Origin of the sequence: Pseudomonas fluorescens, from assembly GCF_000967965.1 — a bacterium.
Taxonomy (GTDB): Bacteria; Pseudomonadota; Gammaproteobacteria; order Pseudomonadales; family Pseudomonadaceae; genus Aquipseudomonas; species Aquipseudomonas grandcourensis.
This window is the reverse complement of sequence record NZ_LACC01000011.1, coordinates 374,657-401,189: the sequence shown is the minus strand read 5'-3', so window position 1 is coordinate 401,189 and position 26,533 is coordinate 374,657. Positions and strand designations below refer to the sequence as shown.

At 61.7% G+C, this 26,533-nt stretch carries 26 protein-coding genes and 1 riboswitch; of the genes, 9 read left to right on the top strand and 17 right to left on the bottom strand.

Features of this window, described 5'->3' with window-relative positions; genetic code table 11:
- Window positions 1–162: 162 nt before the first annotated feature.
- A complete protein-coding gene (locus VC35_RS08875; RefSeq protein WP_046039305.1) occupies window positions 163–1,332 on the top strand; it encodes an MFS transporter in 1,170 nt (389 codons plus the stop codon).
- Between the two features lie 111 nt (window positions 1,333–1,443).
- Here VC35_RS08875 and VC35_RS08870 read toward each other — a convergent pair whose 3' ends face one another.
- Complete coding sequence (locus VC35_RS08870) at window positions 1,444–1,848, bottom strand: acyl-CoA thioesterase (protein WP_046039304.1); 405 nt, start codon at window positions 1,846–1,848, stop codon at window positions 1,444–1,446.
- A 197-nt stretch (window positions 1,849–2,045) separates the two neighbouring features.
- A riboswitch (S-adenosyl-L-homocysteine riboswitch) is annotated at window positions 2,046–2,148 on the top strand.
- Between the two features lie 23 nt (window positions 2,149–2,171).
- Here VC35_RS08870 and ahcY point away from each other — a divergent pair.
- The 4 genes from ahcY (at window position 2,172) to VC35_RS08850 (ending at window position 7,718) form a co-directional block, all read left to right on the top strand.
- Window positions 2,172–3,581 (top strand): adenosylhomocysteinase, encoded by a 1,410-nt coding sequence (ahcY, locus tag VC35_RS08865; RefSeq protein WP_046039303.1) that lies wholly within the window; start codon window positions 2,172–2,174, stop codon window positions 3,579–3,581.
- A 189-nt stretch (window positions 3,582–3,770) separates the two neighbouring features.
- Window positions 3,771–4,616: a methylenetetrahydrofolate reductase [NAD(P)H] gene (gene metF, locus VC35_RS08860; RefSeq protein WP_046039302.1), complete on the top strand. Its 846-nt coding sequence runs from the start codon at window positions 3,771–3,773 to the stop codon at window positions 4,614–4,616.
- A gap of 192 nt (window positions 4,617–4,808) precedes the next feature.
- Complete coding sequence (locus VC35_RS08855; protein WP_046039301.1) at window positions 4,809–5,627, top strand: substrate-binding periplasmic protein; 819 nt, start codon at window positions 4,809–4,811, stop codon at window positions 5,625–5,627.
- A 222-nt stretch (window positions 5,628–5,849) separates the two neighbouring features.
- Window positions 5,850–7,718, top strand: a complete 1,869-nt coding sequence (locus VC35_RS08850) for an RNA helicase RhlE2 (RefSeq protein WP_046039300.1) — start codon at window positions 5,850–5,852, stop codon at window positions 7,716–7,718.
- A gap of 178 nt (window positions 7,719–7,896) precedes the next feature.
- On the opposite strand, the gene VC35_RS08845 is transcribed toward VC35_RS08850, so the two are convergent.
- The 3 genes from VC35_RS08845 to VC35_RS08835 form a co-directional block, all read right to left on the bottom strand.
- The gene (locus tag VC35_RS08845) at window positions 7,897–8,490 is read right to left on the bottom strand and encodes a YceI family protein (RefSeq protein ID WP_046039299.1); all 594 of its coding nucleotides are present in this window, start codon (window positions 8,488–8,490) and stop codon (window positions 7,897–7,899) included.
- 32 nt (window positions 8,491–8,522) lie between these two features.
- Window positions 8,523–9,074 (bottom strand): cytochrome b, encoded by a 552-nt coding sequence (locus VC35_RS08840; protein WP_046039298.1) that lies wholly within the window; start codon window positions 9,072–9,074, stop codon window positions 8,523–8,525.
- 266 nt (window positions 9,075–9,340) lie between these two features.
- Window positions 9,341–11,092, bottom strand: a complete 1,752-nt coding sequence (locus VC35_RS08835; RefSeq protein WP_046039297.1) for a flavin monoamine oxidase family protein — start codon at window positions 11,090–11,092, stop codon at window positions 9,341–9,343.
- Between the two features lie 223 nt (window positions 11,093–11,315).
- Between VC35_RS08835 and VC35_RS08830 the strand changes: the two genes are divergently transcribed.
- Together VC35_RS08830 and VC35_RS08825 are read left to right on the top strand one after the other, a co-directional pair.
- On the top strand, window positions 11,316–12,722 hold the full coding sequence (locus tag VC35_RS08830; RefSeq protein WP_046039296.1) for an adenosylmethionine--8-amino-7-oxononanoate transaminase: 1,407 nt from the start codon (window positions 11,316–11,318) through the stop codon (window positions 12,720–12,722).
- A gap of 220 nt (window positions 12,723–12,942) precedes the next feature.
- The gene (locus VC35_RS08825) at window positions 12,943–13,662 is read left to right on the top strand and encodes a 16S rRNA (uracil(1498)-N(3))-methyltransferase (protein WP_046039295.1); all 720 of its coding nucleotides are present in this window, start codon (window positions 12,943–12,945) and stop codon (window positions 13,660–13,662) included.
- 1 nt (window position 13,663) lies between these two features.
- Here the strand turns inward: VC35_RS08825 and VC35_RS08820 are convergent, their stop codons facing one another.
- Genes VC35_RS08820 through VC35_RS08810 form a run of 3 tightly spaced genes read right to left on the bottom strand, consistent with a single transcriptional unit; the run spans window position 13,664 to window position 16,215 of the window.
- Window positions 13,664–14,566, bottom strand: a complete 903-nt coding sequence (locus VC35_RS08820; RefSeq protein ID WP_007975438.1) for a transporter substrate-binding domain-containing protein — start codon at window positions 14,564–14,566, stop codon at window positions 13,664–13,666.
- A gap of 29 nt (window positions 14,567–14,595) precedes the next feature.
- On the bottom strand, window positions 14,596–14,946 hold the full coding sequence (locus VC35_RS08815; RefSeq protein ID WP_046039294.1) for a RidA family protein: 351 nt from the start codon (window positions 14,944–14,946) through the stop codon (window positions 14,596–14,598).
- Between the two features lie 27 nt (window positions 14,947–14,973).
- On the bottom strand, window positions 14,974–16,215 hold the full coding sequence (locus tag VC35_RS08810) for a D-amino acid dehydrogenase (RefSeq protein ID WP_046039293.1): 1,242 nt from the start codon (window positions 16,213–16,215) through the stop codon (window positions 14,974–14,976).
- 109 nt (window positions 16,216–16,324) lie between these two features.
- On the opposite strand from VC35_RS08810, the gene VC35_RS08805 reads away from it, so the two are divergent.
- Window positions 16,325–17,242, top strand: a complete 918-nt coding sequence (locus VC35_RS08805) for a LysR family transcriptional regulator (RefSeq protein ID WP_046039291.1) — start codon at window positions 16,325–16,327, stop codon at window positions 17,240–17,242.
- Here VC35_RS08805 and trhA read toward each other — a convergent pair.
- The gene (gene trhA, locus VC35_RS08800) at window positions 17,239–17,856 is read right to left on the bottom strand and encodes a PAQR family membrane homeostasis protein TrhA (protein ID WP_046039289.1); all 618 of its coding nucleotides are present in this window, start codon (window positions 17,854–17,856) and stop codon (window positions 17,239–17,241) included. The genes VC35_RS08805 and trhA overlap by 4 nt on opposite strands.
- A gap of 131 nt (window positions 17,857–17,987) precedes the next feature.
- Here trhA and VC35_RS08795 point away from each other — a divergent pair, with 131 nt between their 5' ends.
- Window positions 17,988–18,902 (top strand): LysR family transcriptional regulator, encoded by a 915-nt coding sequence (locus VC35_RS08795; RefSeq protein ID WP_046039288.1) that lies wholly within the window; start codon window positions 17,988–17,990, stop codon window positions 18,900–18,902.
- 158 nt (window positions 18,903–19,060) lie between these two features.
- Here the strand turns inward: VC35_RS08795 and madM are convergent, their stop codons facing one another.
- The 9 genes from madM to mdcA form a co-directional block, all read right to left on the bottom strand.
- Window positions 19,061–19,825, bottom strand: a complete 765-nt coding sequence (madM, locus tag VC35_RS08790) for a malonate transporter subunit MadM (RefSeq protein ID WP_046039286.1) — start codon at window positions 19,823–19,825, stop codon at window positions 19,061–19,063.
- Between the two features lies 1 nt (window position 19,826).
- On the bottom strand, window positions 19,827–20,243 hold the full coding sequence (madL, locus tag VC35_RS08785) for a malonate transporter subunit MadL (RefSeq protein WP_046039284.1): 417 nt from the start codon (window positions 20,241–20,243) through the stop codon (window positions 19,827–19,829).
- Window positions 20,244–20,308: 65 nt separating this feature from the next.
- Window positions 20,309–21,220: a malonate decarboxylase subunit epsilon gene (gene mdcH, locus VC35_RS08780; RefSeq protein ID WP_046039282.1), complete on the bottom strand. Its 912-nt coding sequence runs from the start codon at window positions 21,218–21,220 to the stop codon at window positions 20,309–20,311.
- A complete protein-coding gene (locus VC35_RS08775; protein ID WP_046039280.1) occupies window positions 21,217–21,837 on the bottom strand; it encodes a malonate decarboxylase holo-ACP synthase in 621 nt (206 codons plus the stop codon). The genes mdcH and VC35_RS08775 overlap by 4 nt, the downstream gene beginning before the upstream one ends.
- Entirely contained in the window at window positions 21,831–22,634 is an 804-nt protein-coding gene (mdcE, locus tag VC35_RS08770) for a biotin-independent malonate decarboxylase subunit gamma (protein ID WP_046039279.1), read from the bottom strand. Before mdcE ends, VC35_RS08775 begins: the two co-directional genes overlap by 7 nt.
- On the bottom strand, window positions 22,631–23,482 hold the full coding sequence (locus VC35_RS08765) for a biotin-independent malonate decarboxylase subunit beta (protein ID WP_046039278.1): 852 nt from the start codon (window positions 23,480–23,482) through the stop codon (window positions 22,631–22,633). Before VC35_RS08765 ends, mdcE begins: the two co-directional genes overlap by 4 nt.
- On the bottom strand, window positions 23,475–23,774 hold the full coding sequence (locus VC35_RS08760) for a malonate decarboxylase subunit delta (protein WP_046039276.1): 300 nt from the start codon (window positions 23,772–23,774) through the stop codon (window positions 23,475–23,477). Before VC35_RS08760 ends, VC35_RS08765 begins: the two co-directional genes overlap by 8 nt.
- A complete protein-coding gene (locus VC35_RS08755; protein WP_046039274.1) occupies window positions 23,774–24,649 on the bottom strand; it encodes a triphosphoribosyl-dephospho-CoA synthase in 876 nt (291 codons plus the stop codon). The genes VC35_RS08760 and VC35_RS08755 overlap by 1 nt, the downstream gene beginning before the upstream one ends.
- On the bottom strand, window positions 24,649–26,319 hold the full coding sequence (mdcA, locus tag VC35_RS08750; RefSeq protein WP_046039272.1) for a malonate decarboxylase subunit alpha: 1,671 nt from the start codon (window positions 26,317–26,319) through the stop codon (window positions 24,649–24,651). The genes VC35_RS08755 and mdcA overlap by 1 nt, the downstream gene beginning before the upstream one ends.
- Between the last annotated feature and the right edge of the window lie 214 nt (window positions 26,320–26,533).

Genomic DNA, 26,533 nt, shown 5'->3' with positions numbered 1-26,533 from the left:
CCATACTTCAGTGGCTGCTTATACTGCAAGTGACCACGCCGCACTCAGTTGCGCACAGACTAATTCCAATAAAAATTCTGCCCGACCCGCTCTCGTCGAGAACGGTCGTCGGCCTGCGTATGCCTGATCACAGCGTCAAGACTACCGACAGAGACCTTGCGCATGCCACTCGCTTTGCTTGCCCTCGCTGTTGCCGCCTTCGGCATCGGCACCACTGAATTCGTCATCATGGGTCTTTTGCCCGATGTCGCCCGCGACCTCGGCGTGAGCATTCCCGATGCCGGATTGCTGATCACCGGCTACGCCCTGGGCGTGGTGTTCGGTGCTCCGATCCTCGCGGTCGGCACCGCCAACATGCCACGTAAGGCCACGCTGTTGGGCATGACGCTGATGTTCATTCTCGGCAACATGCTCTGCGCACTGGCGCCGAACTACGCCACGCTGATGGCCGCGCGCGTGATCACGGCACTGTGCCACGGCGCATTTTTCGGCATCGGTTCGGTGGTGGCTGCCGGGCTGGTGGCACCCAACAAACGGGCTCAGGCGATTGCCATGATGTTCACCGGTCTGACCCTGGCCAATGTGCTCGGCGTGCCACTGGGCACCGCACTCGGGCAATACGCAGGTTGGCGCTCGACCTTCTGGGCGGTGTCGGTGATCGGGGTTCTGGCGGCGATTGCGCAATGGGTCTGGCTGCCGAAAAACATCGCGATGGATAAAGCCAACCTGGCCAGCGAGTTCAAGGTACTGGGCAAGGCCAACGTGCTGCTGGCCCTGGGCATGAGCGTGCTGGCCTCAACCAGCCTGTTCAGTGTGTTCACTTACATTGCACCGATCCTGCAGGACATCACCGGAGTCAGCCCTCACGGCGTCACCATCATGCTGCTATTGTTCGGCGTGGGCTTGACCGCCGGCAGCATGCTCGGTGGTCGTCTGGCGGACAGCCGCTTGCTGCCTTCGCTGGTGGGCATGGCGCTGGCGGTGCTGTTGGTGCTGGCGGCATTCACGCAAACCAGCCATTCGGTGATCCCGGCGGCAATCACACTGGTGTTGTGGGGGACGTTTGCCTTTGCCTTGTGCCCGATCCTGCAACTGCTGATCATCGATCAGGCCCACGAGGCACCGAACCTGGGTTCGACACTGAACCAGAGCGCCTTCAACCTGGGTAACGCGGCCGGCGCCTGGATCGGCGGGCTGGTGGTGGCCAGCGGCGCGGACCTTGCGGACTTGCCGTGGACCGGTGCACTGGTCAGCGGGCTGACCGTGTTGACTGCACTGTTCTTCATCTATCGCCAGCGTCGCGGTGCGACTGCGCTTGATTTGGTGGGCTGAGCATCACCTTGATTGTATGCCGCATTCGTGAGCAGGCTTGCTCCCACAAGGGATCGCGGCTCAATGTGGGAGCGATGATTCGACCTGCTCGCGATGGGGACATCACCGATCTCACTGACCGGCGTCATCATCCTTGAACTGATCCTTGACGTACTTGATCTCTGTCCGACCATGAGGCGCCGGCAAGCCGTCTTCACCGAGGTTCACGAACACCATTTTTTCAACGGTGAGGATGCTCTTGCGGGTGATCTTGTTGCGCACTTCACAGGTCAGGGTGATGGAAGTGCGGCCGAATTCGGTCGCCGTGATGCCCAGTTCGATGATGTCGCCCTGGCGCGAGGCGCTGACGAAGTTGATTTCGGAAATGTACTTGGTGACCACACGCTGGTTGCCCAACTGGACAATGGCGTAGATCGCCGCCTCTTCGTCTATCCAGCGCAGCAGGCTACCGCCGAACAGCGTGCCGTTGGGGTTGAGGTCTTCGGGTTTTACCCATTTGCGGGTGTGGAAGTTCATGTTCACTCCTGAAAGCAGTTTCAAGCGGCAAGCTACAAGCTGCAAGTTGATCGTCGAGCGGCTATTTCTTGTAGCTTGCCGCTTGCAACTTGCCGCTGCAACTTGTCGCTTGCAGCTTGCAACTTGCCGCTCAAAGAAAGCTATAATCGCCACCGTTTCAAAACGGTCATCTTCAATTGCTACCGTTTTCCCGCCACCTGTCCGAGGGGCGCTGCAGCAGGTTCGACCTGTCAGGCTCGGATGGGGCGTTGCCTGGCCTTCACTGGCTGGACACTAAACGCACAACGGCGCCCATTCGCATACATTACGAATGGAGGCTCTTCATGAGCGCTGTCAACACGCCTGCAGATTTTACCGACTACAAAGTCGCCGACATGTCCCTGGCTGCCTGGGGCCGTCGCGAAACCATCATCGCCGAGTCTGAAATGCCAGCCCTGATGGGTTTGCGTCGCAAGTACTCCGAAGAGCAACCGCTCAAGGGCGCGAAGATCCTCGGCTGCATCCACATGACCATTCAGACTGCCGTGCTGATCGAAACCCTGGTTGCCCTGGGTGCCGAAGTGCGCTGGTCGTCCTGCAACATTTTTTCGACTCAGGATCAGGCCGCCGCTTCCATCGCCGCTGCCGGCATCCCGGTTTTCGCCTGGAAAGGCGAGACTGAGCAAGAGTACGAGTGGTGCCTGGAGCAAACCATCCTGAAAGATGGCGCGCCTTGGGATGCCAACATGATCCTCGACGACGGCGGCGACCTGACCGAGCTGCTGCACAAGAAATACCCAGCCGTTCTGGACCGCGTCCACGGCGTGACCGAAGAAACCACCACCGGCGTTCACCGCCTGCTGGACATGCTGGCCAAGGGCGAGCTGAAAATCCCGGCCATCAACGTCAACGACTCGGTGACCAAGAGCAAGAACGACAACAAGTACGGCTGCCGTCACAGCCTGAACGATGCGATCAAGCGCGGCACCGACCACCTGCTGTCCGGCAAGCAAGCGCTGGTCATCGGCTACGGCGACGTGGGCAAGGGTTCGGCCCAGTCCCTGCGTCAGGAAGGCATGATCGTCAAAGTCTCCGAAGTCGACCCGATCTGCGCCATGCAAGCCTGCATGGACGGTTTCGAACTGGTTTCGCCGTTCATCGACGGCATCAACACCGGTACCGAAGCGAGCATCGACAAGGCACTGCTGGGCAAGATCGATCTGATCGTGACCACCACCGGTAACGTCAATGTTTGCGACGCAAACATGCTCAAGGCCCTGAAGAAGCGTGCTGTTGTCTGCAACATCGGCCACTTCGACAACGAAATCGACACCGCTTTCATGCGCAAGAACTGGGCATGGGAAGAAGTGAAGCCACAGGTTCACAAGATCCACCGCACCGGCGCTGGCGATTTCGACCCACAGAACGACGATTACCTGATCCTGCTGGCCGAAGGCCGTCTGGTTAACCTGGGTAACGCCACTGGCCACCCGAGCCGCATCATGGACGGTTCGTTCGCCAACCAGGTTCTGGCTCAGATCTTCCTGTTCGGCCAGAAGTACGCCGACCTGTCGCCAGCCAAGAAAGCCGAGCGCCTGACCGTTGAAGTACTGCCGAAGAAACTCGACGAAGAAGTGGCCCTGGAAATGGTCCGCGGCTTCGGCGGCGTTGTGACTCAACTGACCAAGACCCAGGCCGACTACATCGGCGTGACCGTCGAAGGTCCGTTCAAGCCGCACGCTTACCGCTACTAAGAGCAGCTGCAAGCTTTGAGCTTCAAGCGGCAAGCACAGGCCAAAAGCCGATCTTGCCGCACGAAGCCCGCAGTTTTGCCCCAATTTGCCAAAACAGTGTCAGGCAGCAAGTTCCAGGCACAAGAGACGAGCGCACCTCCGCTTCTCTTGCAGCTTGTGGCTTGCAGCTTGTAGCTGGAGGTTCCCTCCATGTCCCAAGATCGTCGCTACAGCTTCGAGTTCTTCCCTACGAAGACCGATGCTGGGCAAGAAAAGCTGCTCGCCACTGCTCGCCAGCTGGCCGCCTACAACCCCGATTTCTTCTCCTGCACCTACGGCGCCGGCGGTTCGACCCGTGATCGCACGCTGAACACCGTGTTGCAGCTCGAAAGCGAAGTCAAAATCCCTGCCGCTCCGCACCTGTCCTGCGTGGGCGATAGCAAAGCTGACCTGCGTGGCCTGCTGGCCCAGTACAAGGCCGCCGGCATCAAGCGTATCGTCGCCCTGCGCGGTGACCTGCCTTCGGGCATGGGCATGGCCAGCGGTGAAATGCGCCACGCCAATGACCTGGTTGAATTCATTCGTGAAGAAACCGGTGATCACTTCCACATCGAAGTCGCCGCTTACCCGGAAATGCATCCGCAAGCGCGCAATTTCGAAGACGATGTTGCCAACTTCGTGCGCAAGGCCAACGCTGGCGCCGACAGTGCGATCACCCAGTACTTCTTCAACGCCGACTGCTACTTCTACTTCGTGGAACGCGTGCGGGCATTGGGTGTGAACATCCCGATCGTGCCGGGCATCATGCCGATCACCAACTACAGCAAGCTGGCGCGCTTCTCCGATGCCTGCGGTGCGGAAATCCCGCGCTGGATCCGCAAGCAACTGGAAGCCTACGGCGACGACACCCAGAGCATTCAGCGCTTTGGCGAACAGGTCATCACCGAGATGTGCGAACAACTGCTGCAGGGTGGCGCTCCAGGCCTGCACTTCTACACCCTGAACCAGGCTGAAGCGAGCCTGGCGGTGTGGAACAACCTGAAGTTGCCGCGTTGAAGCAGCTGCAAGCTTCAAGCTGAAAGCGACAAGCAAGATCAAAGGATCGTATTCTTCGGCAGCTCCTGTAGGAGCTTTCGCAGGCTGCGATCTTTTGCTTTCAGCGCACTATTAATGTGCAGCAATCCACGGAGTTAGAGCTTCTGCGGTCAGTTTCTGGCTCTTTCCGGTTTCTCGTCGTAATCTCAGCCCATGCCTTTGATCACGCAGTTAATCGCCGTGCTTGTCTTCACTTGCCTGAGCTTCACCGCCCGGGGCGAGAAGCTGCGCATTGTCACGGAGCCGTGGGCGCCCTACGTATACGAAGACAACAACGGCAAATCCCTGGGCCTGGACTACGAAACCACCGCCATTGTCTTCAAGCGCCTGGGCATCGAAGTGGAGTGGCAATTCCTGCCATGGAAACGCTGCCTGTCGATGTTGGAGTCAGGCCAGGCCGACGGCGCGCTGGACATCTTTCACAGCGACGAACGCGATGCGACCCTGCTCTACCCCAGCGAACCACTGTCTGAAGTCCAGTTCGTGATGTTCTACGCCAATGAACGGCCCCATCCGTTTCGCACCCTCGATGACTTGCGCGGCCTGACCATCGGCACCTCGCCGGGTTACCTGTACAGCAAGGACTTCAGCGATTCGACGCTGTTCACCCGCGAGCCGGCCCCCACCCATGAAGCCAACTTCGGCAAACTGGTACGCGGGCGGATTGACCTGCTGATCACCGACCGCCGGGTCGGCCAGCATTTGCTCGACGAACTGGGAATCCGCAACAAGATCACCGAAAACCCTACGATCATCAGCCAGCAAAGCCAGTTTCTCGCGGTACGGCGCAATGCGGGCATGGATCTGCTGGTGCAGCGTTTTGGCGCCGAACTCAAACGCTTCAAGCGCGAGCCCGCCTACGCTGAACTGAGTGCCCGCTACGGCGCGGAACCGGCAGCCAGCGTGAAAAACGAAAAGACCACGGTTGCCACGGAAAAAACCGTTGAGCAGCAGGAAAGCGGCGCGCAGTGATTGCTCTGTTATACTCCGGCCTTCCCGCCAGGCTCACGCCCGGACGCTCGGAATCGTTAAAGGCATCTCAACCCCGCTACTGCGCAGCTTTCAGCCCGCGCGAGCGCTTGCAGACGAGCCTTCGAGACCCAGCAGGACCGGACGGGATTGCGTCCTCTTAAACGCGATTCGCGCCAGGCAAGACTCCCATTGGGCCAAGCCCTAACTAGAACAGGATTACTCATGTCCTTTGCTTCCCTCGGTCTCTCCGAGGCTTTAGTCCGCGCCATCGAGGCAGCGGGCTATACCGAGCCTACTCCGGTGCAACAGCGGGCCATTCCCGCCGTGTTGCAAGGTCGCGACCTGATGGTCGCGGCACAGACAGGTACTGGTAAAACCGGCGGTTTCGCCCTTCCGATTCTGGAGCGGTTGTTCCCCAACGGTCACCCGGACAAATCCCAGCGTCACGGCCCGCGCCAGCCGCGCGTACTGGTCCTGACCCCGACTCGCGAACTCGCCGCGCAAGTGCATGAAAGCTTCAAGGTCTATGCCCGTGACCTGAAGTTCGTCAGCGCCTGCATCTTCGGCGGTGTCGGCATGAACCCGCAGGTTCAGGCCATGTCCCGTGGCGTAGACGTGCTGGTGGCCTGCCCTGGGCGCCTGCTCGACCTGGCCGGCCAAGGCAGCGTCGATCTGTCACACGTGGAAATCCTCGTGCTGGACGAAGCCGACCGCATGCTCGACATGGGCTTCGTCCATGACGTGAAAAAGGTCCTGGCCCGTCTGCCAGCCAAACGCCAGAACCTGCTGTTCTCGGCGACCTTCTCCAAGGACATCACCGACCTCGCCGGGAAGCTGCTGCACAATCCGGAGCGCATCGAAGTCACGCCGCCGAACACCACGGTCGAGCGGATCGAACAGCGCGTATTCCGCCTGGCCGCCAGCCACAAGCGTTCTTTGCTCGCGCACCTGATCACCGCTGGCGCCTGGGAACAGGTGCTGGTGTTCACCCGCACCAAGCACGGTGCCAACCGCCTGGCCGAGTACCTGGACAAGCACGGCCTGAGCGCCGTCGCGATCCACGGCAACAAGAGCCAGAACGCCCGCACCAAAGCCTTGGCCGACTTCAAGGCCGGTGAAGTACGCATCCTGGTCGCCACCGACATCGCTGCTCGCGGTCTGGACATCGACCAGTTGCCACACGTAGTCAACTTCGAACTGCCGAACGTCGATGAAGACTACGTGCACCGCATCGGCCGTACCGGCCGTGCCGGTCGTTCGGGCGAGGCGATTTCGCTGGTCGCCCCGGACGAAGAAAAACTGCTGAAAAGCATCGAACGCATGACCAAGCAGAAAATCGCCGACGGCGACCTGATGGGCTTCGATGCGAGTGCCGTGGAAGCCGAGAAACCTGAAGTGCGCGAACGTCCGGACATGCGTAACCCACGCAATCCACGTGGCCCGCGCGGCGACGGTCCGAACGGCAGCGGTGGCGGCGGCGGTCGCAAGGACAAAGGCAAAGACAAGGGCAAGGAAAAACCGGCCGGCGAACGCGGCGAGCGCCCTGCCCGTCAGCAGAAGCCACGTGAAGGCACTCCGGCTCGCGAACAGCGTCCGTCGCAGCCTCCTCGTGCCGCCTCTGATCGTGCCCCGGACGAGTTCCTGGACGACGATGTCGATAACTTCGGTAACCGCGTCGACTACGTGCCGCAGCAGAAACCCGCGCAAGGCCGTGGTCGCCGTCCGGGTGCTCCGGCACAAGGCACTGCGGCAGGTTCGGGCGCTCCACGTTCCGGCAAGCCACAAGGTCGCCAGAACGGTCCGCGCAACAGCGAAGGCGCCAGCACCGGCACCCCACCGGCCAAGCGTAGCGGTCCTCGCAGTGGCGCACCGCGCGACGGCCAGGCCCGCCGCGAAGACTCGCGCAATCGCCGTCCGGCCCGTGACGACCAGCCGCGTTCGGAACCCGCCGTACAGAACCCGCGCGGTCCCGCGCCGAAGATCATGCACAAGGAGTCGAAGGCTGACCGCTTCCCGACACCTGAGCAGCTGGATCAACTGCCAAGCCGTCCTCGTGGTGAGAAACCAGCGCTGCTGACCCGCAATCGCTGAGTTATCGCTGCAATGAAAAAATGCCCCGAACCAAAAGGTCCGGGGCATTTTTTATGGCTGATGACATCCTGTAGGAGCGAGCCTGCTCGCGATGGTCGTCAACGATAACGCTGCAAGCCTGATGCTCCGCGGCGCTCTCAGGTCTATCGCGAGCAGGCTCGCTCCTACAGTCTCAGCATTACTTCGCTTTAACACCTTCAAACGAGATGTACAGATCGACTGCGTCGGACTGTGGACCCAGGTCCATCATCTTGCCGAAATCGGAACGCTTGATGCTGGTAGTGCCCTCGAAGCCTGCACGGTAGCCGCCCCATGGATCCTTGCCTTCACCCAGGAAAGTGGCCTTGATCACGACTGGCTTGGTTACGCCAGCAATAGTCAGGTCGCCGGCCACGTCGGCCGTGTCTTTGCCAGCAGCGTTTTTACCGGTGGCTTTAACGCTGGTGGACACGAACGTGGCCTTAGGGAAATCAGCCACTTTCAAGAAGTCTTTGCTGGAGATGTGCTTGTCACGTTCGGCGTTGTTGGTGAAGACGCTGGCGGGGTTCACGTTGAACTCGATCTTGCTGTCTTCAGGCTTGGCAGCGTCGAAGCTGAACTTGCCGTCCATGGTCTTAAAGGTACCGGTGATAAAGCTGTAGCCCAGGTGGCTGATCTTGAAGTCAACGAAGGCGTGCTGGCCTGTGGTGTCTACAACATAGTCAGCCGCCATCACGTTGGCGGACAGCAGAGCGGAGCCGATGGCCAGAGCGGCGAGAGTCTTTTTCAACATGCTTTGTTTTCCTTGGGAGTCGAGGTTGAACTTCAGGCTTTGCGACCCAGCATTCGCTTGAGGGTCACATCACGGTCGATAAAGTGGTGTTTCAATGCTGCCAACGCATGGAGGCCGGAAAAAATTACCAGCACCCACGCCAGGTAGAGGTGAATCGCACCGGCGTTATCTGCCTGGTCCGGTAGTCCGGAAACCAGGGCAGGCACTTCAAACCAGTCAAACACCGGAATCCCGGCGCCTTCTGCGGTGGAAATCAGGTAACCGGCAATCATCACAGCGAACAGACAGAAATACAGAAAGGCATGACCGAACATGGCGCCCAGTCGCGTCATGCGGCTGTAGCTGGCCAGGGTTGGCGGCGGCGGGCTGATGAAACGCCACAACACGCGCAATACCATGACCCCCAGCAGGATCAAACCGATGCTCTTGTGCAGATCCGGCCCTTCCTTGCGCCATGGGTCGTAATAGCCGAGGCCAACCATCCATAGCCCAAGGGCGAACAAACCGAACACGGCCAGTGCCACGCCCCAGTGCATGAAGATGCTGACCCAGCCGTAGCGGGAGGTAGAGTTACGTAGCTGCATTGCCTAGATCCCTGTAAGTGCTGGCCCAAGACTATCGAGTTATCTATCGAATTAAAGCGGAAAATTTTGCTTTGAAATATCGAGAAATACGATCAAGAGTCTGAAACAGGCGAGTTAAGAAAAGATTAACGGCAAATGTGTGTACAAAAATGTAGCCCAATTCAATAACACTTCCTGCCAAAGGTTTATTCGATTGTGTGCCCAGATTTCTCCAGGCATAAAAAAACGCGGCTTTTACGCCGCGTTTTTTTTATGCCCGGGGCTTACTACGCCTTGGCATCCGTTGTCGGAGTCGCCGCGGGTTTAGCCACTGGCTTCTTCACCGGCTCGGCTTTCTTCACAGGAGCCTTGGCCGGGGCTTTTTTCGCCTCGGTCTTGGCAGCCGGTTTCGCCGGAGCTTTCTTGGCCGGCTCGGCTTTTGCCGGGGTTACTGGTTTCGGCGCTTCGACCGGAGCCGGTGCAACAACCGGAGCTGGAGCGGGTGCCGGAGTTGCCGGTGCTACCGGCTCAGGTGCCTTGACCGGCTCTGGCTTCTTCTCGTCATCCGAGCCGCCGAACAGGTTGCTGAAGAAATTGCCTTTCTTCGCCACCACCGCACCAGCGCCCGCCGCTGCGGCGGCCGGACCCACTTTCGCCGGCTCGAACGACTTGCCCGCCGCCAGGTCTTCAACCTGGCTGGCTGCACGTTGACCGGTACGCAGCGCGCCTTCCAGGGTACCCGGGTACAGAGTGTCGGTGTGTTCGCCAGCGAAGGCTACGCGCTGAATCGGGCGTTCCCACAGGCGCCAGAACTTGCTGATCTGGCCCGGACCGAAGGCCAGGTAGGCGCCGCCAGTCGACGGGTCGGTGCTGTAGCGACGGATTTCATAACCGGTGAACGAACCACGCGCCTGTGGATAGAACGCGTGCAGACGGATCAACACCTGATCGACCATCTGCTTGTCGCCGAATGCCTGCATCACCCGCGCGTTGTCGCCGGACAGGTTGATCACCACGTTGGCGCCACCCTTCAGGGCAGGTTCGATCCACAACATGCCCAGGCCGGTGTTGCTGAAGATCTCGCCGGACATGCGCGCCTTGGGCTCCCATACTGGCGTCTTGAACTTCAGCATGATCTGGTCGCGCCAGCCGTAGTTGGTGCCCTTGATCGCCGCCAGGTGCTGGGCATCCAGCGCCGGGGTCATCTGGATCTTGTTCAGGGCGCGCAATGGCACGGCCAGCACCACGTAGTCTGCCTGATAGCCGACGTTGTCGACTTTGACGGTCACGCCGTCCTTGTCCTGAATGATCGACGAGACCGGGGAACTGGTCTTGATGGTTTTCAGCTGTTTGACCAGGGCCTGGGCCAGCACAGGGCTGCCACCGACCAGGCGCGAAGCACGCAGGTCACGATCGGAGACGCCACGGTAGACACGGCTCTGCTGCGCGAAGTACAGCAGCGACAAGCGCGAAGGTTCGTCGTAGCGGGTGCGGATCTGCTGGTTGATCAGCTGGCGAGCGGTGGCTGGCAGGTTCTGCTTGTCGAGCCAGCTCGACACGTTGATCTGATCCAGCGCGTGCAGTGTGTTGTTGGCTGCGGGGTTCTGCGGGTCGTCGATCGAGCGCGCCAGGTCGTCCACGGTCTTGTCGAAGCGCTTGAGCGCCTCGGCGGTGGCCGGCTGCTTGGTCGCCAGGTCGGCAGCGGAGAAATACTCGCCATCGATCAGGTAGCCTGGGGTCCGCACGAACTCAGGGGCTGGCGTGGTGCTCAGCTTGAAGGTCGATACGTACTTGTTCAGCACCGGCTGGGCCTTGTCGTTGCCGATCCACTCGCTGGTGGCCATGCCGGAGCGGCCGCCCAGGCTCGACTTGGCTTCCAGCAGGGTGACCTGCCAGCCCTTGTTCTGCAGCTCGTACGCGGCAGTCAGGCCAGACAGGCCGCCGCCGATCACGATCGCGGTTTTATCCTTGGCCAGCGCAGACACGCTGAACAGCCCCAACATCACCAGCGCACAGGCGCGCAGCCAACCGACAGACATTCAGCGAACTCCGGAATCACACGAGGAAAACAGCAGTTTTTGCGAGCCAGACGGCTCAAGAACCGCGAAGGATACGTCAGCATTCGGACGCCCGCCAGCAACGTCTATCGGCCTGTACAAAGTAGCTCATTCGACACAATGGGTTGTCCCCGTGGCACGCATTGCATAGGCTTGCGCGATTGTTTGTCCTCGCTGGTCACGGACCGCCTCCAGGAGAGTGAAAATGGGCCTGAATAATCATTGGATGCAACGCGACCTCGCCGTGCTGTGGCATCCCTGCACCCAGATGAAAGATCACGAACAACTGCCGCTGATCCCGATCAAGCGCGGGGAAGGCGTGTGGCTGGAAGACTTCGAAGGCAAACGCTACCTCGATGCGGTCAGCTCCTGGTGGGTCAATGTGTTCGGCCACGCCAACCCGCGGATCAACCAGCGCATCAAGGACCAGGTCGACCAGCTCGAACATGTGATCCTTGCTGGCTTCAGTCATCAACCGGTGATCGAGTTGTCCGAGCGCCTGGTGAAGATGACACCGGAAGGCCTGACCCGGTGTTTTTACGCCGATAACGGCTCGTCCTGCATCGAAGTCGCGCTGAAAATGAGCTTTCACTACTGGCTCAATTGCGGTCAGTCGAACAAGAAGCGCTTCGTTACCCTGACCAACAGCTACCACGGCGAAACCATGGCGGCGATGTCGGTGGGCGACGTGCCGCTGTTCACCGAAACCTACAAAGCGCTGTTGATGGACACCATCAAGGTGCCGAGCCCGGACTGCTACCTGCGCCCCGAAGGCATGAGCTGGGAAGAGCACTCGCGCAACATGTTCGCGGCCATGGAGCAGACCCTGGCCGAAAACCACGACACGGTCGCGGCAGTGATCGTCGAGCCGCTGATCCAGGGCGCCGGTGGCATGCGCATGTACCACCCGGTGTACCTCAAGCTGCTGCGAGAAGCCTGTGACCGCTACGGCGTGCACCTGATCCACGACGAAATCGCCGTCGGCTTCGGCCGTACCGGGACGATGTTCGCCTGCGAACAGGCCGGCATCCGCCCTGATTTCCTGTGCCTGTCCAAGGCCCTGACCGGCGGCTATCTGCCGCTGGCGGCGTGCATGACCACAGACGAGGTCTACAGCGCCTTCTACGACGACTATCCGACCCTGCGCGCCTTCCTGCACTCCCACAGCTACACCGGCAACCCGCTGGCGTGCGCAGCGGCCCTGGCGACCCTGGATATTTTCGAAGAAGACAACGTCATCGAGAACAACAAGGCCCTGGCCCAGCGCATGGCTTCGTCGACGGCGCACCTGGTCGATCACCCGAACGTGTCCGAAGTGCGCCAGACCGGCATGGTGCTGGCCATCGAGATGGTCAAGGACAAGGCCAGCAAGGAAGCTTACCCATGGCAGGAACGTCGTGGCCTGAAGGTGTTCCAGCACGCCCTGGAGCGCGGTGCTTTACTGCGTCCATTGGGCAGCGTGGTGTATTTCCTGCCGCCGTATGTGATCACCCCGGAGCAGATCGACTTCCTTGCCGAAGTGGCCAGCGAAGGGATCGACATTGCGACCCGTGACAGTGTCAGCGTGGCAGTGCCGAAGGACTTCCATCCAGGGTTCCGTGATCCGGGTTGACAGTCACTGATTACCCTGTGGCGAGGGGGCTTGCCCCCGTTGGGTCGCGTAGCGACCCCAAATCCGGTAACCCGGTTTCCCCGGATCAATCGCATCAGCAGGATTTGCGACTGCTTCGCAGCCGAACGGGGCGGTGCGGCGGTCCGACAAGCCCCCTCGCCACAAAAAGCTACTTCGACACATTTACGATGCCGAACATTAGATTCAGTAGAGACCCAGCATGAGACTGTCCCGCTTCTTTATCGACACCCCCCTGAGCATCGGCGAGCATGAGTTGCCCGAAGCCCAGGCCCATTACATCAGCCGCGTGCTGCGCATGGCCGAGGGCGATGCGTTGCAGTTGTTCGACGGTTCGGGCCAGGAGTTTCGCGCCAGGCTGGTCGAGGTCGGCAAAAAGCGCGTCGTAGTGCAGGTCGATGAAAGCTTCGCCGGGCAGATCGAGTCGCCCCTGCAAATCCACCTCGGCCAGGGCCTGTCCCGGGGCGAGCGCATGGACTGGGCGATCCAGAAAGCCACGGAACTGGGCGTCACTGAAATCACCCCGATCTTCACCGAACGCTGCGAAGTCCGGCTCAAGGACGAGCGCGCCGACAAACGCCTGCTGCACTGGCGCCAGGTGGCGATCAGCGCTTGCGAACAATGCGGGCGCTCGCGAGTGCCGGTGATTCATCCGCCGCTGTTGTTGGCTGACTGGTTGAAGCAGACCGAAGCCGAATTGAAGCTGGTGCTGCATCCGGTGGCTGAGCCGATGGTGAGCCATGCCAAACCTTCAAGTCTGGCATTCCTGATTGGTCCGGAGGGTGGTTTGTCCGATGCCGAAGTCGATCAGGCCAAGGCCAGCGGCTTCCACGCCGCCCGCCTCGGCCCACGGGTGCTGCGCACCGAAACCGCGCCGGTTGTTGCACTGGCGGTGGCCCAGCAACTCTGGGGTGATTTCTAGGCTACTGCACCGGATCACTCACCGGTTTGGCAATGATCGCCTTGAGTTCGCTGGTCATCGGGAACTCAAGGTTCAAACCCTTCGGTGGGATCGGCTGCTCGAACCAGCGTTTGTAGATGCCATTGATCTCGCCCGAGCTGTACAGATCCGCCAACGCGCCGTTGACCAGCGCCAGGAACTGCGGATCGTCCTTGCGCACCATGCAGCTGTAGATCTCCCGCGATTGCTCCTCCCCGACCACCACCCACTTGTGCGGGTCATTGGCCTTGGCGCGCTCACCGTAGAGCAGCGCGTCGTCCATGTAGAACGCCACCGCCCGGCCCGATTGCAGCATCTGGAAGGCTTCGCCGTGGTCCTTGGCGCTGATCACGAACATGTCGATCTTGTGATCGACGTTGTAGCTTTTCAGGAAGCGCTCGTTGGTGGTGCCGGCGGTGGTCACCACGTTCTTGCCGCGCAGGTCAGCGAAGCTCTTGATCCCACTGTCCTTCGCGGTCAGCAACTGGCCTTTGACGTAAATGAAGCCATAAGAGAACGCCACCTGCTTCTGCCGTTCGGCGGTCACGCCGGTGGAGCCGCACTCCAGGTCCACGGTGCCGTTCTGCACCAGTGGAATGCGGGTCTGCGAGGTCACCAGGTTGTACTTCACCTTCAAGTCTGGCAGCGCCAGTTGCTGCTGGATGCGCTCGACGATCTTGCCCGCCAGATCCACCGAGTAACCCATCGGCTTGCCGCTGTGATCACCCACGTAGGAGAACGGCACCGAAGCATCGCGATAGCCCAGGGTGATGCTGTTGGCGCTGGCGATCTTGCTCAGGGTGCCGGTCAGCGGCGCTTCATTGGCCTGAACCTGACTGCCAAGCAACAGGCCAAGCGTACAAGCGAGCAACGTGATTTTTTGCATTGTTATTCTCCGTTGTGGGTGTTGGTTTATCAGACGCGTGCAGCGATGACGGTGATTTCCACCAGCACCTGCGGTCGGGCCAGTTCGGCCTGCACGGTGGTGCGGCTCGGTGCCTGCCCCGGCGATAGCCAGGCCGACCAGACCTCGTTCATCGCGGCGAAATCCTCGGTGATGTTCTTCAGGTAAATGGTCGCGCTGAGCAGATGATCCTTGTCGCTGCCCGCCTCGGCCAGCAAGGTATCGATTTTCGCCAGCACTTCGCGGGTCTGGCCGCTGGCATCCAGGGCATCGCCCGGCACCTGACCGGAGAGAAACACCAGGTCGCCAAAGGTCACGGCGCCAGACAGGCGCGGGTTGCTGTGCAGTCGGGTAATCGTCATTGCGGTCTCCTCTTCAGAAATCGGTGTTCAGGCGGCCCGGTGGTTGAAACCGCGCAGGTCGATGGAAGGCCGGCGCTCGCCGATCAGCTCGCTGAGCAAGCGCCCGCTGCCGCATGCCAGGGTAAAACCCAGCGCACCGTGGCCGAGGTTGAGCCACAGGTTGCGATACGCCGTCGCGCCCAGTAACGGCACGCCGCTGGGGGTGGCCGGGCGCATGCCGGCCCACTCGACGGCTTCGTCATAGGCGCCGGCATTTGGAAAGGTGTCGTGGGCCTGACGCTTGATCAGCGCCAGGCGCTTGGGGTCCAAAGCAGGGTCGAAGCCGACGATGTCGACCATCGCCGCCACCCGCAATTGCTTGCCGATGCGGGCATAGACGATCTTGCGGTCGTAGTCGGTGATGCTCACGTCCGGTGCCCGGTGACCGATGCCGATCGGCACGGTCAGGCTGTAGCCCTTGAGCGGATAAAGCGGCAGTTGAAGCCCGGGTAGCGCCAACAGCGGACTGCGGTGACCGGCGGCGATCACCAGTTGATCGACCGGCAGCACTTGCTCGCCCAGCTCAATGGCGTTGACGCTACCATTGCTGTGGCGAATGCCGGTCACCGCTTGCCCGAGACGAAACTCGCAACAGCCGGACGCTTGCAGCCGGGCGGCCAGTTGCTGGCAAAAACCGTGGCAGTCGCCGACCTCTTCGTCCGGGGTGTAGATCGCCCCGACAAAGGGCGCATCTATCAGCGCCGGTTCCAGCTGCGCGCATTCGGCCGGCGACAACACTTGCTGTTGCTGCGGGTCGGCCAGGCCCTGGCGCGCATGCTCGAAGCTGCTGTTCCGGCGGAAAGTCACCAGTTTGCCATTGCGCCGCCACTGGAATCCCGCCAGTCCATCGTCCTCGCGCCAGGACTTCAATGTGTCCTGGCTGAACAGCGCCAGGCGCAGCAAGTGCGCGGCGTTCTCGCGGTTGACCGAGCGGCGGCAGGCGCCGAGGAACGACGCCATCCAGCGCCACTGGGCCGGGTCGAAGCGCGGGCGCAGCTTCAATGGTGAATCGCCGCGCAGCATCCAGCCGATGGCTTGCCAAGGCACACCGGCGTCGGCCAGGGGCGCGACATAGCGATAGGACAACTGGCCGCCGTTGGCGAAGCTGGTTTCGCTGCCCAGCGAGCCACGCGCCTCAACCACCGTCACCTCAAAGCCGTCGCGCACCAGCGCATAGGCCGTTGCCAGGCCAATCACGCCGCCACCGATGATGCACACACGCTGAGCCATGTCCGTCCTTAAAACCGTTGTGAAGACGAGGCCAAGGTTAGAGCCAGGTGACAGACGTTGAACAATGCATAAAGATGGCAAACCCATAAACAAAGGTTATGGACTTGCCATGCGCCTTCGCCATATCGAGATTTTCCAGGCCATCCGCCAGACCGGTTCGATCAGCGCTGCCGCGCAATTGCTACACGTCTCGCAGCCGGCGGTGAGCAAGGTGTTGCAGCACGCCGAGCAACAATTGGGTTTTCCGCTGTTCCTGCGGGTACGCGGCAAATTGCAGGCGACGCCGGAAGCGCTGGAGCTGGAGCGCGAAGTGGACAAGGTCAGCGAAAGCCTGCAAGGCGTGCGACGCCTGGCGCAGAGCCTGCGCCGCGAGCCTGGCCACAGCCTGCGCATCGGTGCCACCCCGGCGCTGGCCCTGTCATTGCTGCCGCCGGCCATTCACGAATGGACCGGGCGTTACCCGGACATCGTTTGCGAACTCTCCAGCGCCCACAGTCGCGAACTGGTGCAGAACCTGTTGATGCGCGAAGTGGATGTCGCCCTGACCCTGCAACGCCCGGATCACCCGGGGCTCAAGGCCCAGGCGCTGGCGTCCGGCGTGCTGGTGGCGCTGGCGCCGAGTGGTTACTGGACTCAGGAAGAGGTGGGTAAACCGTTGCCGCTGATGGCGCTGGCAGATGCGCCGCTGATCGGTTTATCCAGCGCCGATCCACTGGCCGCGCGGCTCGACAGTTACTTGGAAGCGGTCGAACCGCCGCCCCGGGTACGCATCGCCGTGCAAACCTACTCACTGGCACGGGCGATGGTGGAATCCGGCGCGGGCCTGGCGGTGATCGATCCGTTCACCGCCCTTGGCGCCTCTCCCGCCACCACAACGATCCGCCCTCTGGCACCGCCGCTACCCATCACCCTGTACGCAGTGACCCGCGTCGCCGAACCACCGCCCCACACCTTGAACGACCTGTTGCAGGTATTCAGCCGTCGAGCCCGGGAGCAGCTGGATCGCCTGGTCCCGGTACAGCCTTAAAGGACATAAAAGAAAATCGCCACAAAATGCAGCAAGCTCCCGGCGATCACGAACAGATGCCAGATCCCGTGGGCATGGCGCAGGCGATGATCGAGGGCAAAAAAGATAATTCCCACGGTGTACAGCACCCCGCCTGACGCCAGCCACGTAAACCCGACGCCACCCAGCGCCGCAAGCAGCGGCTTGACCGCCACCAGCACGATCCAGCCCATCACCGCATAAATCACGATCGACAGAATGCGCGCTTCCGAACGCGGCTTGATCTCCTGCAGAATGCCGATCAGCGCCAATCCCCAGACAATCCCGAACAAGGTCCAGCCCCACGGCCCGCGCAGGGTCACCAGGCAGAACGGCGTGTAGCTGCCGGCGATCAACAGATAGATCGAAAAGTGATCGACCTTCTGCATGATCGCTTTCTTGCGCCCGCGCACGCTGTGGTACACGGTCGATGCGCTGTAGAGCACCAGCAAGGTGAAGGCGTAGATCGCCATACTGACGATCTTCCACGGGCTGCCGTCGAGACTGGCCAGCACAATCAGCCACACCCCGCCGATAAACGCCGCCACGGCCCCGAGCAGATGCGTCCAGGCGTTCAGTCTTTCCCCGTGATACATGCGTTGCTTACCTCGCATTTCATTGCCGCAGAGCGCAAGGCTCAGGCTTCAAGCGTAAAAGCGCAATGTTTCTGTACGACGAGCCTGGCGTAATTGGGCACAATCGAGTCATTCCAAAAAGAGTCCGCCCCATGCTGATCGATGAAGAGTTGACCCTGAAAAAACTCGAGGTGTTCCTGGCCTTCATGCGTACCGGTAACCTGGCGCGGGCCGCTGCCGAATTACAGACCAGCAACGTCAGCGTGCATCGGGCGATCCATTCACTGGAAAGCGCCCTGCGCTGCCCCTTGTTCAAGCACGAAGGCCGCAGCCTGACGCCGCTGGAAAGCGCTTATGTGCTGGAAGAACGGGCGCAGAAGCTGATTCAGGATGTCGTCGAAAGCGTGCGCCTGACCCGCGAAGCCGCCGGGTTCTCGGCCGAACGTTTCAAACTCGGCTCGCTGTATTCACTGACGGTGAAGACCGTGCCACAACTGATCATGGGTTTGAAGATCCGCCGCAGCGAGCTCAACATCGACCTGATTCTGGGCTCCAATATCGACCTGCTCTACAAGCTCAAGAACATGGAAGTCGATGCGGCCCTGGTGTCGCTGGACGAGAGTGTCAACGATCCGGATTGCGAGCAGATCCCGCTGTTTTCCGACGACATCTTCCTCGCCACACCCGCCGATTCCAAGTTTGCCCAGCGAACCGAAGTCGACCTGGCCGAGGTCCGCGACGAAACCTTCATCACCCTGACCCAGGGCTTCGCCACCCATCAGGACGGCAAGCGGGTATTCGAGCAGGCAGGGTTCGAGCCGAAGGTGGCGATGCAGGTCAACGACATTTTTACCCTGCTGAGCATGGTCAGTTCGGGCGTGGGTTATGCGTTGCTGCCGGGGCGGATTGCGGCGGTATACGAGAACCGGGTGAAGCTGATCCCGTTGCAGGAAAAGTACCGCTTGCAGCAGCACATTGGCGTGGTGTTCCTCAAAGCCAAGGAGCGTGATCCAAATCTGCTGGCGTTGCTGGCGGAGTGTCGGATGTATGCCAATCGGCAGGTTTGACGGAGCCCTTGTGGCGAGGGAGCTTGCTCCCGTTCGGGTGCGAAGCGCCCGTAAAATCAGGCCACCGGATTTACCTGACTCATCTCGGTGGTAGATTTCAGGGCTGCTACGCAGCCCAGCGGGAGCAAGCTCCCTCGCCACAAAAAGCGGTCACTGGACTAGCCAACAATCCCGCGAACAATAAAGAACAACAACGAAGGCCCCAACAGACAGCCAAGCCCGGTGTGGAAGGTCGCGGTCAGCGCGCCATAAGGCACCAGACGTCGATCCGTCGCCGCCAAGCCGGCGGTCACGCCACTGACTGTCCCGGCCAGCCCACCGAACACCATCGCCGAGCGCGGGTTATCCAGGCCCATCCAGCGCGCCGCCATCGGCGTGCCGACCATCACCAGAATCGCCTTGATCAAACCGGTGGCAATCGACAGCGCCACCACATCGGAACTGGCGCCAATGGCCGCGCCGGTCACTGGCCCGACGATGTAAGTCACCGCACCGGCGCCAATGGTGGTCATGCTCACCGCATCGCGGTAACCGAATGCCCAGGCCATGCACGCACCGACAATAAACGGCAGCACCGTGCCCAACAGCAGCGCGATCACACCAATCAAGCCGGCCTTTTTCGCTTCCGTGGCCTGCACTTCAAATGCTGTGGCGACGATGGCGAAGTCCCGCAGCATGGCGCCGCCCATCAACCCGATGCCGGAAAACAGCGTCAAGTCCGCCAGGCCTTTTTGCCCGCCGGTCATCGTGCCGCCGACCCAGGCCAGTACCAGGCCGATGACGATGGCAATCGCCGAGCCGTGGATACGCCCGAAGGTCAGGCGTTTGGAAATCAGCACTGACACCCACATGATCACGCCGACGAAGGCGAATGCGGTGACCAGACCGTTATGTTCCAGACCATTCTTGATGAGATCCCACATATCAGCGACCTCCTGCCGGTGCGCCAACCGGCGTTACATCCACCGGTTCATCGGGCAAGGGTTCGCCTTTGTGGGTCCGGCTGATCAGGGCAATAGTGCAGCCGCAGATCACCACCGAACCGATCGCCGCCAATACCGCCACCGGACCACCATGCAGCGCCGTGACCACGTTTTGTTGCGCGGCCATCGCCACCACCACCGGGATGTACATGGCGCCCCAGAAGCCGACGCCCAGTTCGCAATCCTTGGTCATGCCGCCATGCTTGTGCATCCACAACCGTGCGCAAATCAGCAGGATCATCGCGATCCCTACACCGCCGACGTTTGACTTCACTCCCAGCAACACACCGAGCATGTCACCCATGATCACCCCTGCCAGCGTACAGATCGCCAACAGCGCCACACCGTAAATAATCATTGTTGTAGTCCTCAAAGTGCATTTCGAATGTTGTTTTTGTTGTTCGAAGCCTTAAGTCGGGTGATTTAAGAGTGGCAGCTTCCCTCCTCTCGCATCAGCGCCTGCAAGGTATCGAGCCGGGCACCGTCGAAGGCAATCACGGTGCCCTGCTCGAACACCCGGCGCGCCAGCCCGGTCAGCACCGCACCGGGCGGCAGTTCGATCTGTAGACGCACGCCGCGCTCGTAGGCGCTTTGTACCGTGCCGCGCCAATCGACGATGCGGCACATGTTGAAGGCCAGGTCATCACGCAAGGCTTCAGGCTTGATCAGCGGACGCGCGCGACTGCCGCTCAGGTAGCCCATCTTCGGGGTGTGCAGCGGCACTTTGGCGAAGGCTTCGGCCAACCGTTGCGCGGGTACCTCAAGCAATGGGCAGTGGGACGGCACGCTCACTGCCAGACGCTTGGCCAAGCCAGCCCCGCAACCTTTCGCCAACTCGGCCACCGTTTTCATCGCCGCGTCGCTACCGGCAATCACCACCTGGTTATCGGCGTTGATATTGGCCAGATAAACCGGCATTTGCGCGCTGTGCACCCGGGCCAGTAATCCTTCCACCGTGGCCAGGTCCAGACCGATGATCGCGGTCATGCCGTAGCCCTGTGGATAAGCCTGCTGCATCAACTCACCGCGCAGGCTGACCAGATGCAACGCATCGCTGAAACCCAGGGCGCCAGCCACCACCGCTGCAGGGTAAGCGCCGATCGACAAGCCGGCCAAGTAGTCCGGGGCCATGGCCAACTGACGTGAAGCGGCGACACCGGCGATCAGCAGGCAAAGCTGCACCGCCCTCGTCGACTGCAACGCCTCGGCAGAATCCAGCTGCGTCACATCCTCACCGAGCAGGTCGCTCGCCTCGTTCAATGTTTCCCGAGGCAAACGCGCCAGCATCCCGGGTTGTTGCGCGCCTTGGCCGGGGAACACCAGCAAGCTGCTCATGCTGCTTGCTCCTGTGGATTCCACGGATCAGTGACCAGGCTGGCCTGAGTGGCACTTTTCAACAGGACCCGCGACGAAGCACCGGCCCATTCGCGCAAGGCAACGGCGCCCGACGGTGCCTGCAACTGCAGGTCCACGCGGCACACGGCGGCATCAAGAACGGCCACCAACGCCTGCGCGTCGACACGACTCAACGGACGTGGCGTACGCAGGATCAGATCGAGGTCGCTGCCCTCGTGCAAAGCGGCAAACCCACTGGCCAACTCGAACCCGGCGCTGCCGCTGACACCCCAGACCCAACCACTGTCATCGAGGTGCGAGCGCAGTTGCGCCAAGGCCCGCAGCGCCGGGAAATCGCGTCGGCCTTGAACATGGCATAGTTCTTCCGGCCGCACCCGCCGCGTAATGGCAGCGACTTCCATCAGCGCTGCAAATCGCTGTTCGCGCAGTAGCCCGCGCACGCCCACCGCTACCTGCCCCGCCGCGCTCAAGGCGCGCCGGACCACCACCGGCTGGCCGGCACTGATCGACTCGATCACCCAGGCAGGCGCATCCGCAGGTAACTGCTGCGGGGTCATGCCCCACAGCAGGTCGTGAGCCAACAGCGTGCTCACCACTGCGCTCTCAGCAATTGGCGAACCTTGCTCGACGCCGCCCGATTGGCCGCACCCAGGCGACCGCTCAGATCAGGGCCCGCGGCGGCCACATCGCCAATCGCCTGATGCAGGCACTCGGTCACCCGCGTCAGATCCGCCGCAGTCGGCTGCTCGATCTTTTCCACCGACAAGGTTTCCCACAGCAGCCCGAGGCTGGCATAGCTGTCGATGTCATAGGCCATCGGCGGCACGCTGGAAGCCAGGGCTTCGAGTTCTTCGACGCTGCGCAAGGTCACCCGCGCCGCCGACGCCTTGCCCATGGCGTGCACCATCACCCCCGGATCGCGCAGGGCGATCAAGCGGTTGGCCTGATAACCGTGGGCCAGAAATGCCCCGGACATCGCCTTGCCCACCAGTAAGCCGATCACCGCATGACCGGCCAGACGGGCACGGGCATAACTGTCCGCCGCAGCGGCCAGCGCCTGATGAATGCCGAGGGCTTCTTCGCGTCGGCCGTAGGCCTGGCTCGGCACGTCGACGATGGCGATCACTGCGCGCTTCTGCGTTTTGTCAGCATCGGCGGCAATCACCTCATCCACCGCCTTCGCCAGGCCCCAGCCTTCGAGCAGCCCCACTTCGCCATTGCGTGCACGGACGAAGCGGTTTTCCGGGTCGGCCACCACCGCGATGAAACGCACAGGCTGATCGCCCAGCGAACCGTCGGCGACCTTCAGCGAAGCCGGCAAACCCTCGACCGCTTTCGCCCCGGCACTCAAGGCGTTGAACCAGTTCAAACCTCGCAGGGAATACGAACTCATGGGCGTTCTCCTTGGTACAGATCGCGAACCACAGACGGCTCGATTTGCGGTTCGGCGTCCAGACGCGCCAGATGTTGCAGGAACAGCTCGGCCTGTTGGCTACGTGGTTGCGCCGGCAAACCTTGCTGGAGCAACTCGCCGACTTGCTGGCGAATCTGCGCCACGTCGTCGGCAACATAGCGATCCACCAGGCCACTGGCGAAGCGCTGCTCGCCACCGGTCAGGCTCCAGATGAAGGGCCGGTCGCGGGAGTCGTATTCCTCGAGTCCGGCTTCCTGTTCGATCACCTGCGGACCGTTCAGGCCGAGTCGCGCCTCCTGGGTCACCAACAGATAGCTGCACAACCCGGCGGCAATCGACATGCCGCCAAAGCAACCGACGCTGCCCGCCACCACACCGACCACGGGTTGGTACTGCTGCAACTCGACAATCGCCGCGTGGATGTCGGCAATGGCCGCCAGGCCAAGGTTGGCTTCCTGCAAGCGCACACCGCCGGTTTCCAGCAGCAGCACGGCGCGAGTCGGGATGCCGTTGCGGTTGTCTTCGGCGGCCAGTTCCAGTGCGCCGGCAATTTTTGCTCCGCCGACCTCACCGAGACTGCCACCCTGGAACGCACCTTCGATGGCCGCGATCACCACCGGCAAACCATCGAGATTGCCCTTGGCGATCACCACGCCGTCATCGGCTTGTGGCACCACGCCCTGGCGCGACAGCCACGGCGACATGATCCGTTGAAAGGGGTCGAGCAGTTCGCGGAAGGTGCCGGCGTCGAGCAACGCCTTGGCGCGTTGCCGAGCACCGAGCTCGACGAAACTGTGCTTGTTCAGCAGGGATGCGCTGTCAGTCATGGCCGATCTCCTCGAAGCCTTGCTCCAGACGCAGGCGCACCACGCCGGGTGTCGCGCCGAAATCGTGGATATCGATATCCATCGCCGGTGGCGTCTGACCGTCGAACATCCGTGCGAACAGGTGCTGCCAGCGCTGTTCGCTGCCATTGACCGAGGTCTGCACGTTGATCGTCAGCTTGCCGGACTGGCCCGGTTCGATCAGCACTTCCAGATCGCCAGAGCCGACACAACCCACCAGGGTGCGACCGCGTGGCGGCTGCCCGGCAGGGAATTCAAAAGATAAGGTTTCCATCAAAACACTCCCTGGATGAGGCCGTCGCCAGACGCGATACGGTCGATGAACAGGCAGGCTGCGAGCAGGTCGGCAGCACCGCCGGGCGAGGCATTCAACGCGATGAGTTGTTGGTCCAGCTCATGCAGGCGGCGACGTCCGCCGAGGCTGGCACTGCCACCAGCATCGAGCACCGCCCGGGCGCCCAGTTGCATGGTGTTCAGGCCTTCTTCACCGGCGCGGTAAAGCACGCAGGTGTCAGCCAGATTGGTCATGATCGCCAGCAGCGCATCGAGCCGGGCGTTCTGTTCGCCATGGCCGGCGGCGCGGCTGCGCAGCAGTTGTGGCAGAGCACGTTGGGTCACTGCCGGAAAACCCAATTGCGCTTCTTCACGGGCACCGCGAGCGCCGTAGCGTTGGGCGACTTGCGCACCGTGACTGAGCGGACGTGGTGCAAAACGGTCGTCGAGCAGGGCCAACCGCGCAGCACGTAACGCCATGCTATTGGCGCTGCAGGATTGAGGCTCCAGCGCCGCGGCAGTGACCAACAAGCCCAAGGCCCAGATCGCCCCGCGATGGGTGTTCACCCCACCGGTGGTGTCGAGCATGGCTTGCTCACCTTCGCGACCGATGCGGCCCACGGCTTCGCGCAGGGGCAAGTCGATCTCGCCGAACTCGATGGCGGCTTCAGCCATTTCTTTAAAGGTCGACCATAAGGACAGAGCAGATGCGTGCATCAGCCCCAGGTGCAAATCAGTGTGGGCGCCATTGCCGCGACGGTCGACCAGTGCCGGTTTTGGCGACAGATCAGCCTCGTCGATCAGCGCGTCCACCGCCAGATCCGCCAGCCGTTCGGCCAGGCTCAGGCTTTTGGGTTGCAGGTTAAGTGCGTGCATTACCAGCTCCTGAACTTGGCGGGCGGGTTGTAGAGGCTACCGGACCACTCCACCAGATCAGCCACGCTTTTCGCTGCGAGCAACTCGCGAGTGGCGTCGGTGCGGCGGATGCCGAGGTCTTCGGGCAAGGCGATCAGGCCTTCGCGGCGCATGCGCGCGGTGTCTTTGGGGTTGTGGCGCAGGCCGATGGCGGTCACCCCGGCGACGGCGGCGATCATCGCCTGGCGTTCTTCCAGCGAGCGCGCCTTGTACAGGTAGGCGATGCCTTCTTCGGTCAACAGGTGGGTCACGTCGTCGCCGTAGACCATGATCGGCGCCAATGGCATGCCGCTTTTCTTCGCCACATCGACCGCATCGAGGGTTTCAACGAAAGTCGGTTTGCCGCCCTCCTGGAAGGTTTCGACCATCTGCACCACGAGCTTTTTGCCACGCTCGAGCATCGGCTCGGCCACATCGGTATTACGCATATCGAGCCAGGCCGGCGTGCCGTGACGGCGACCGCGCGGGTCGTGGCCCATGTTCGGTGCCCCGCCGAAACCGGCCAGGCGTCCGCGAGTCACGGTGGAGGAATGCCCGTCGCCATCGACTTGCAAAGTCGCGCCGATGAACAGGTCCACAGCGTATTGCCCGGCCAGTTGGCTGAACATCCGATTGGAACGCAGGGAGCCGTCGCGCCCGGTAAAGAACACATCCGGCCGCGCCGCAATGTAGTTCTCCATCCCCAGCTCGGTGCCGAAGCAATGCACGCTTTCGACCCAGCCACTTTCGATCGCGGGAATCAAGGTCGGGTGCGGATTGAGGGTCCAGTTGCGGCAGATCTTGCCTTTGAGGCCGAGGGACTCGCCGTAGGTCGGCAGGATCAGTTCGATGGCGGCCGTGTTGAAACCGATACCGTGGTTGAGCGACTGCACGTTGTGTTTTTCGTAGATCCCGCGGATCGCCATCATCGCCATCAGCACGTGCACGGGCTTGATGTGCCGAGGGTCGCGGGTGAACAGCGGTTCGATATAGAACGGCTTGTCGGCCACCACCACGAAGTCGACCCAGGAGGCTGGAATGTCGACGCGCGGCAGGTCGCTGACGTCGTCCACCAACTGGTTGACCTGGACGATGACGATGCCGTCGCTGAAGGCCGCCGGCTCGATCAGTGCCGGGGTGTCTTCGGTGCTCGGCCCGGTGTAGATGTTGCCGGCGCGGTCGGCCATGAATCCGGCCGAAAGCACGACGTTGGGAATCAGGTCCACCACCAGTCGTGCGTAGAGTTCGATGTAGGTGTGGATCGCGCCGATTTCCAGCAGGCCGTCTTCAAGCAACTGGCTGATGCGCAGGCTCTGGGTGCCGGCAAAAGAGAAGTCGAGCTTGCGGGCGATGCCGCGTTCGAACAGGTCCAGGTGCTCGGAGCGCCCGACGCTGGGCATGATCATGTGCAGGTCGTGCAGCTTCGCGGGGTCGGCCTTGGCCAGGGAGCGCGAGAGGAAATCCGCCTGCTTCTGGTTGTTGCCTTCGAGCACCACACGGTCGCCGGGCAGGATCAGCGCTTCAAGCGCCGCGACGATGTTGTCGGTGGGCAACACCACACCGTCGGCGAGACCTCGCACCAGCTCGAGGCGCCGCTGCTTTTCGCTGCGCCGCCGCGTCCATCGCGAGTCGGGGGATATTGTTGTTGTCATGACCACTCCACGGGTTCGCTGTCGTGGGGTCACCTTAGGAGTGTTGGGTGGGGGTATCAATCAAGCAGAGTGGTGGATCGTTACGCTCAGGCTAATGATCGAGATCTGCGTCGTTCATGCGGCCCTCTTCGCGGGCAAGCCCGCTCCCACAGGGTTTTGTGTTCACCACAGATCAACTGTGGGAGCGGGCTTGCTCGCGAAGGCGTCAGTCAGA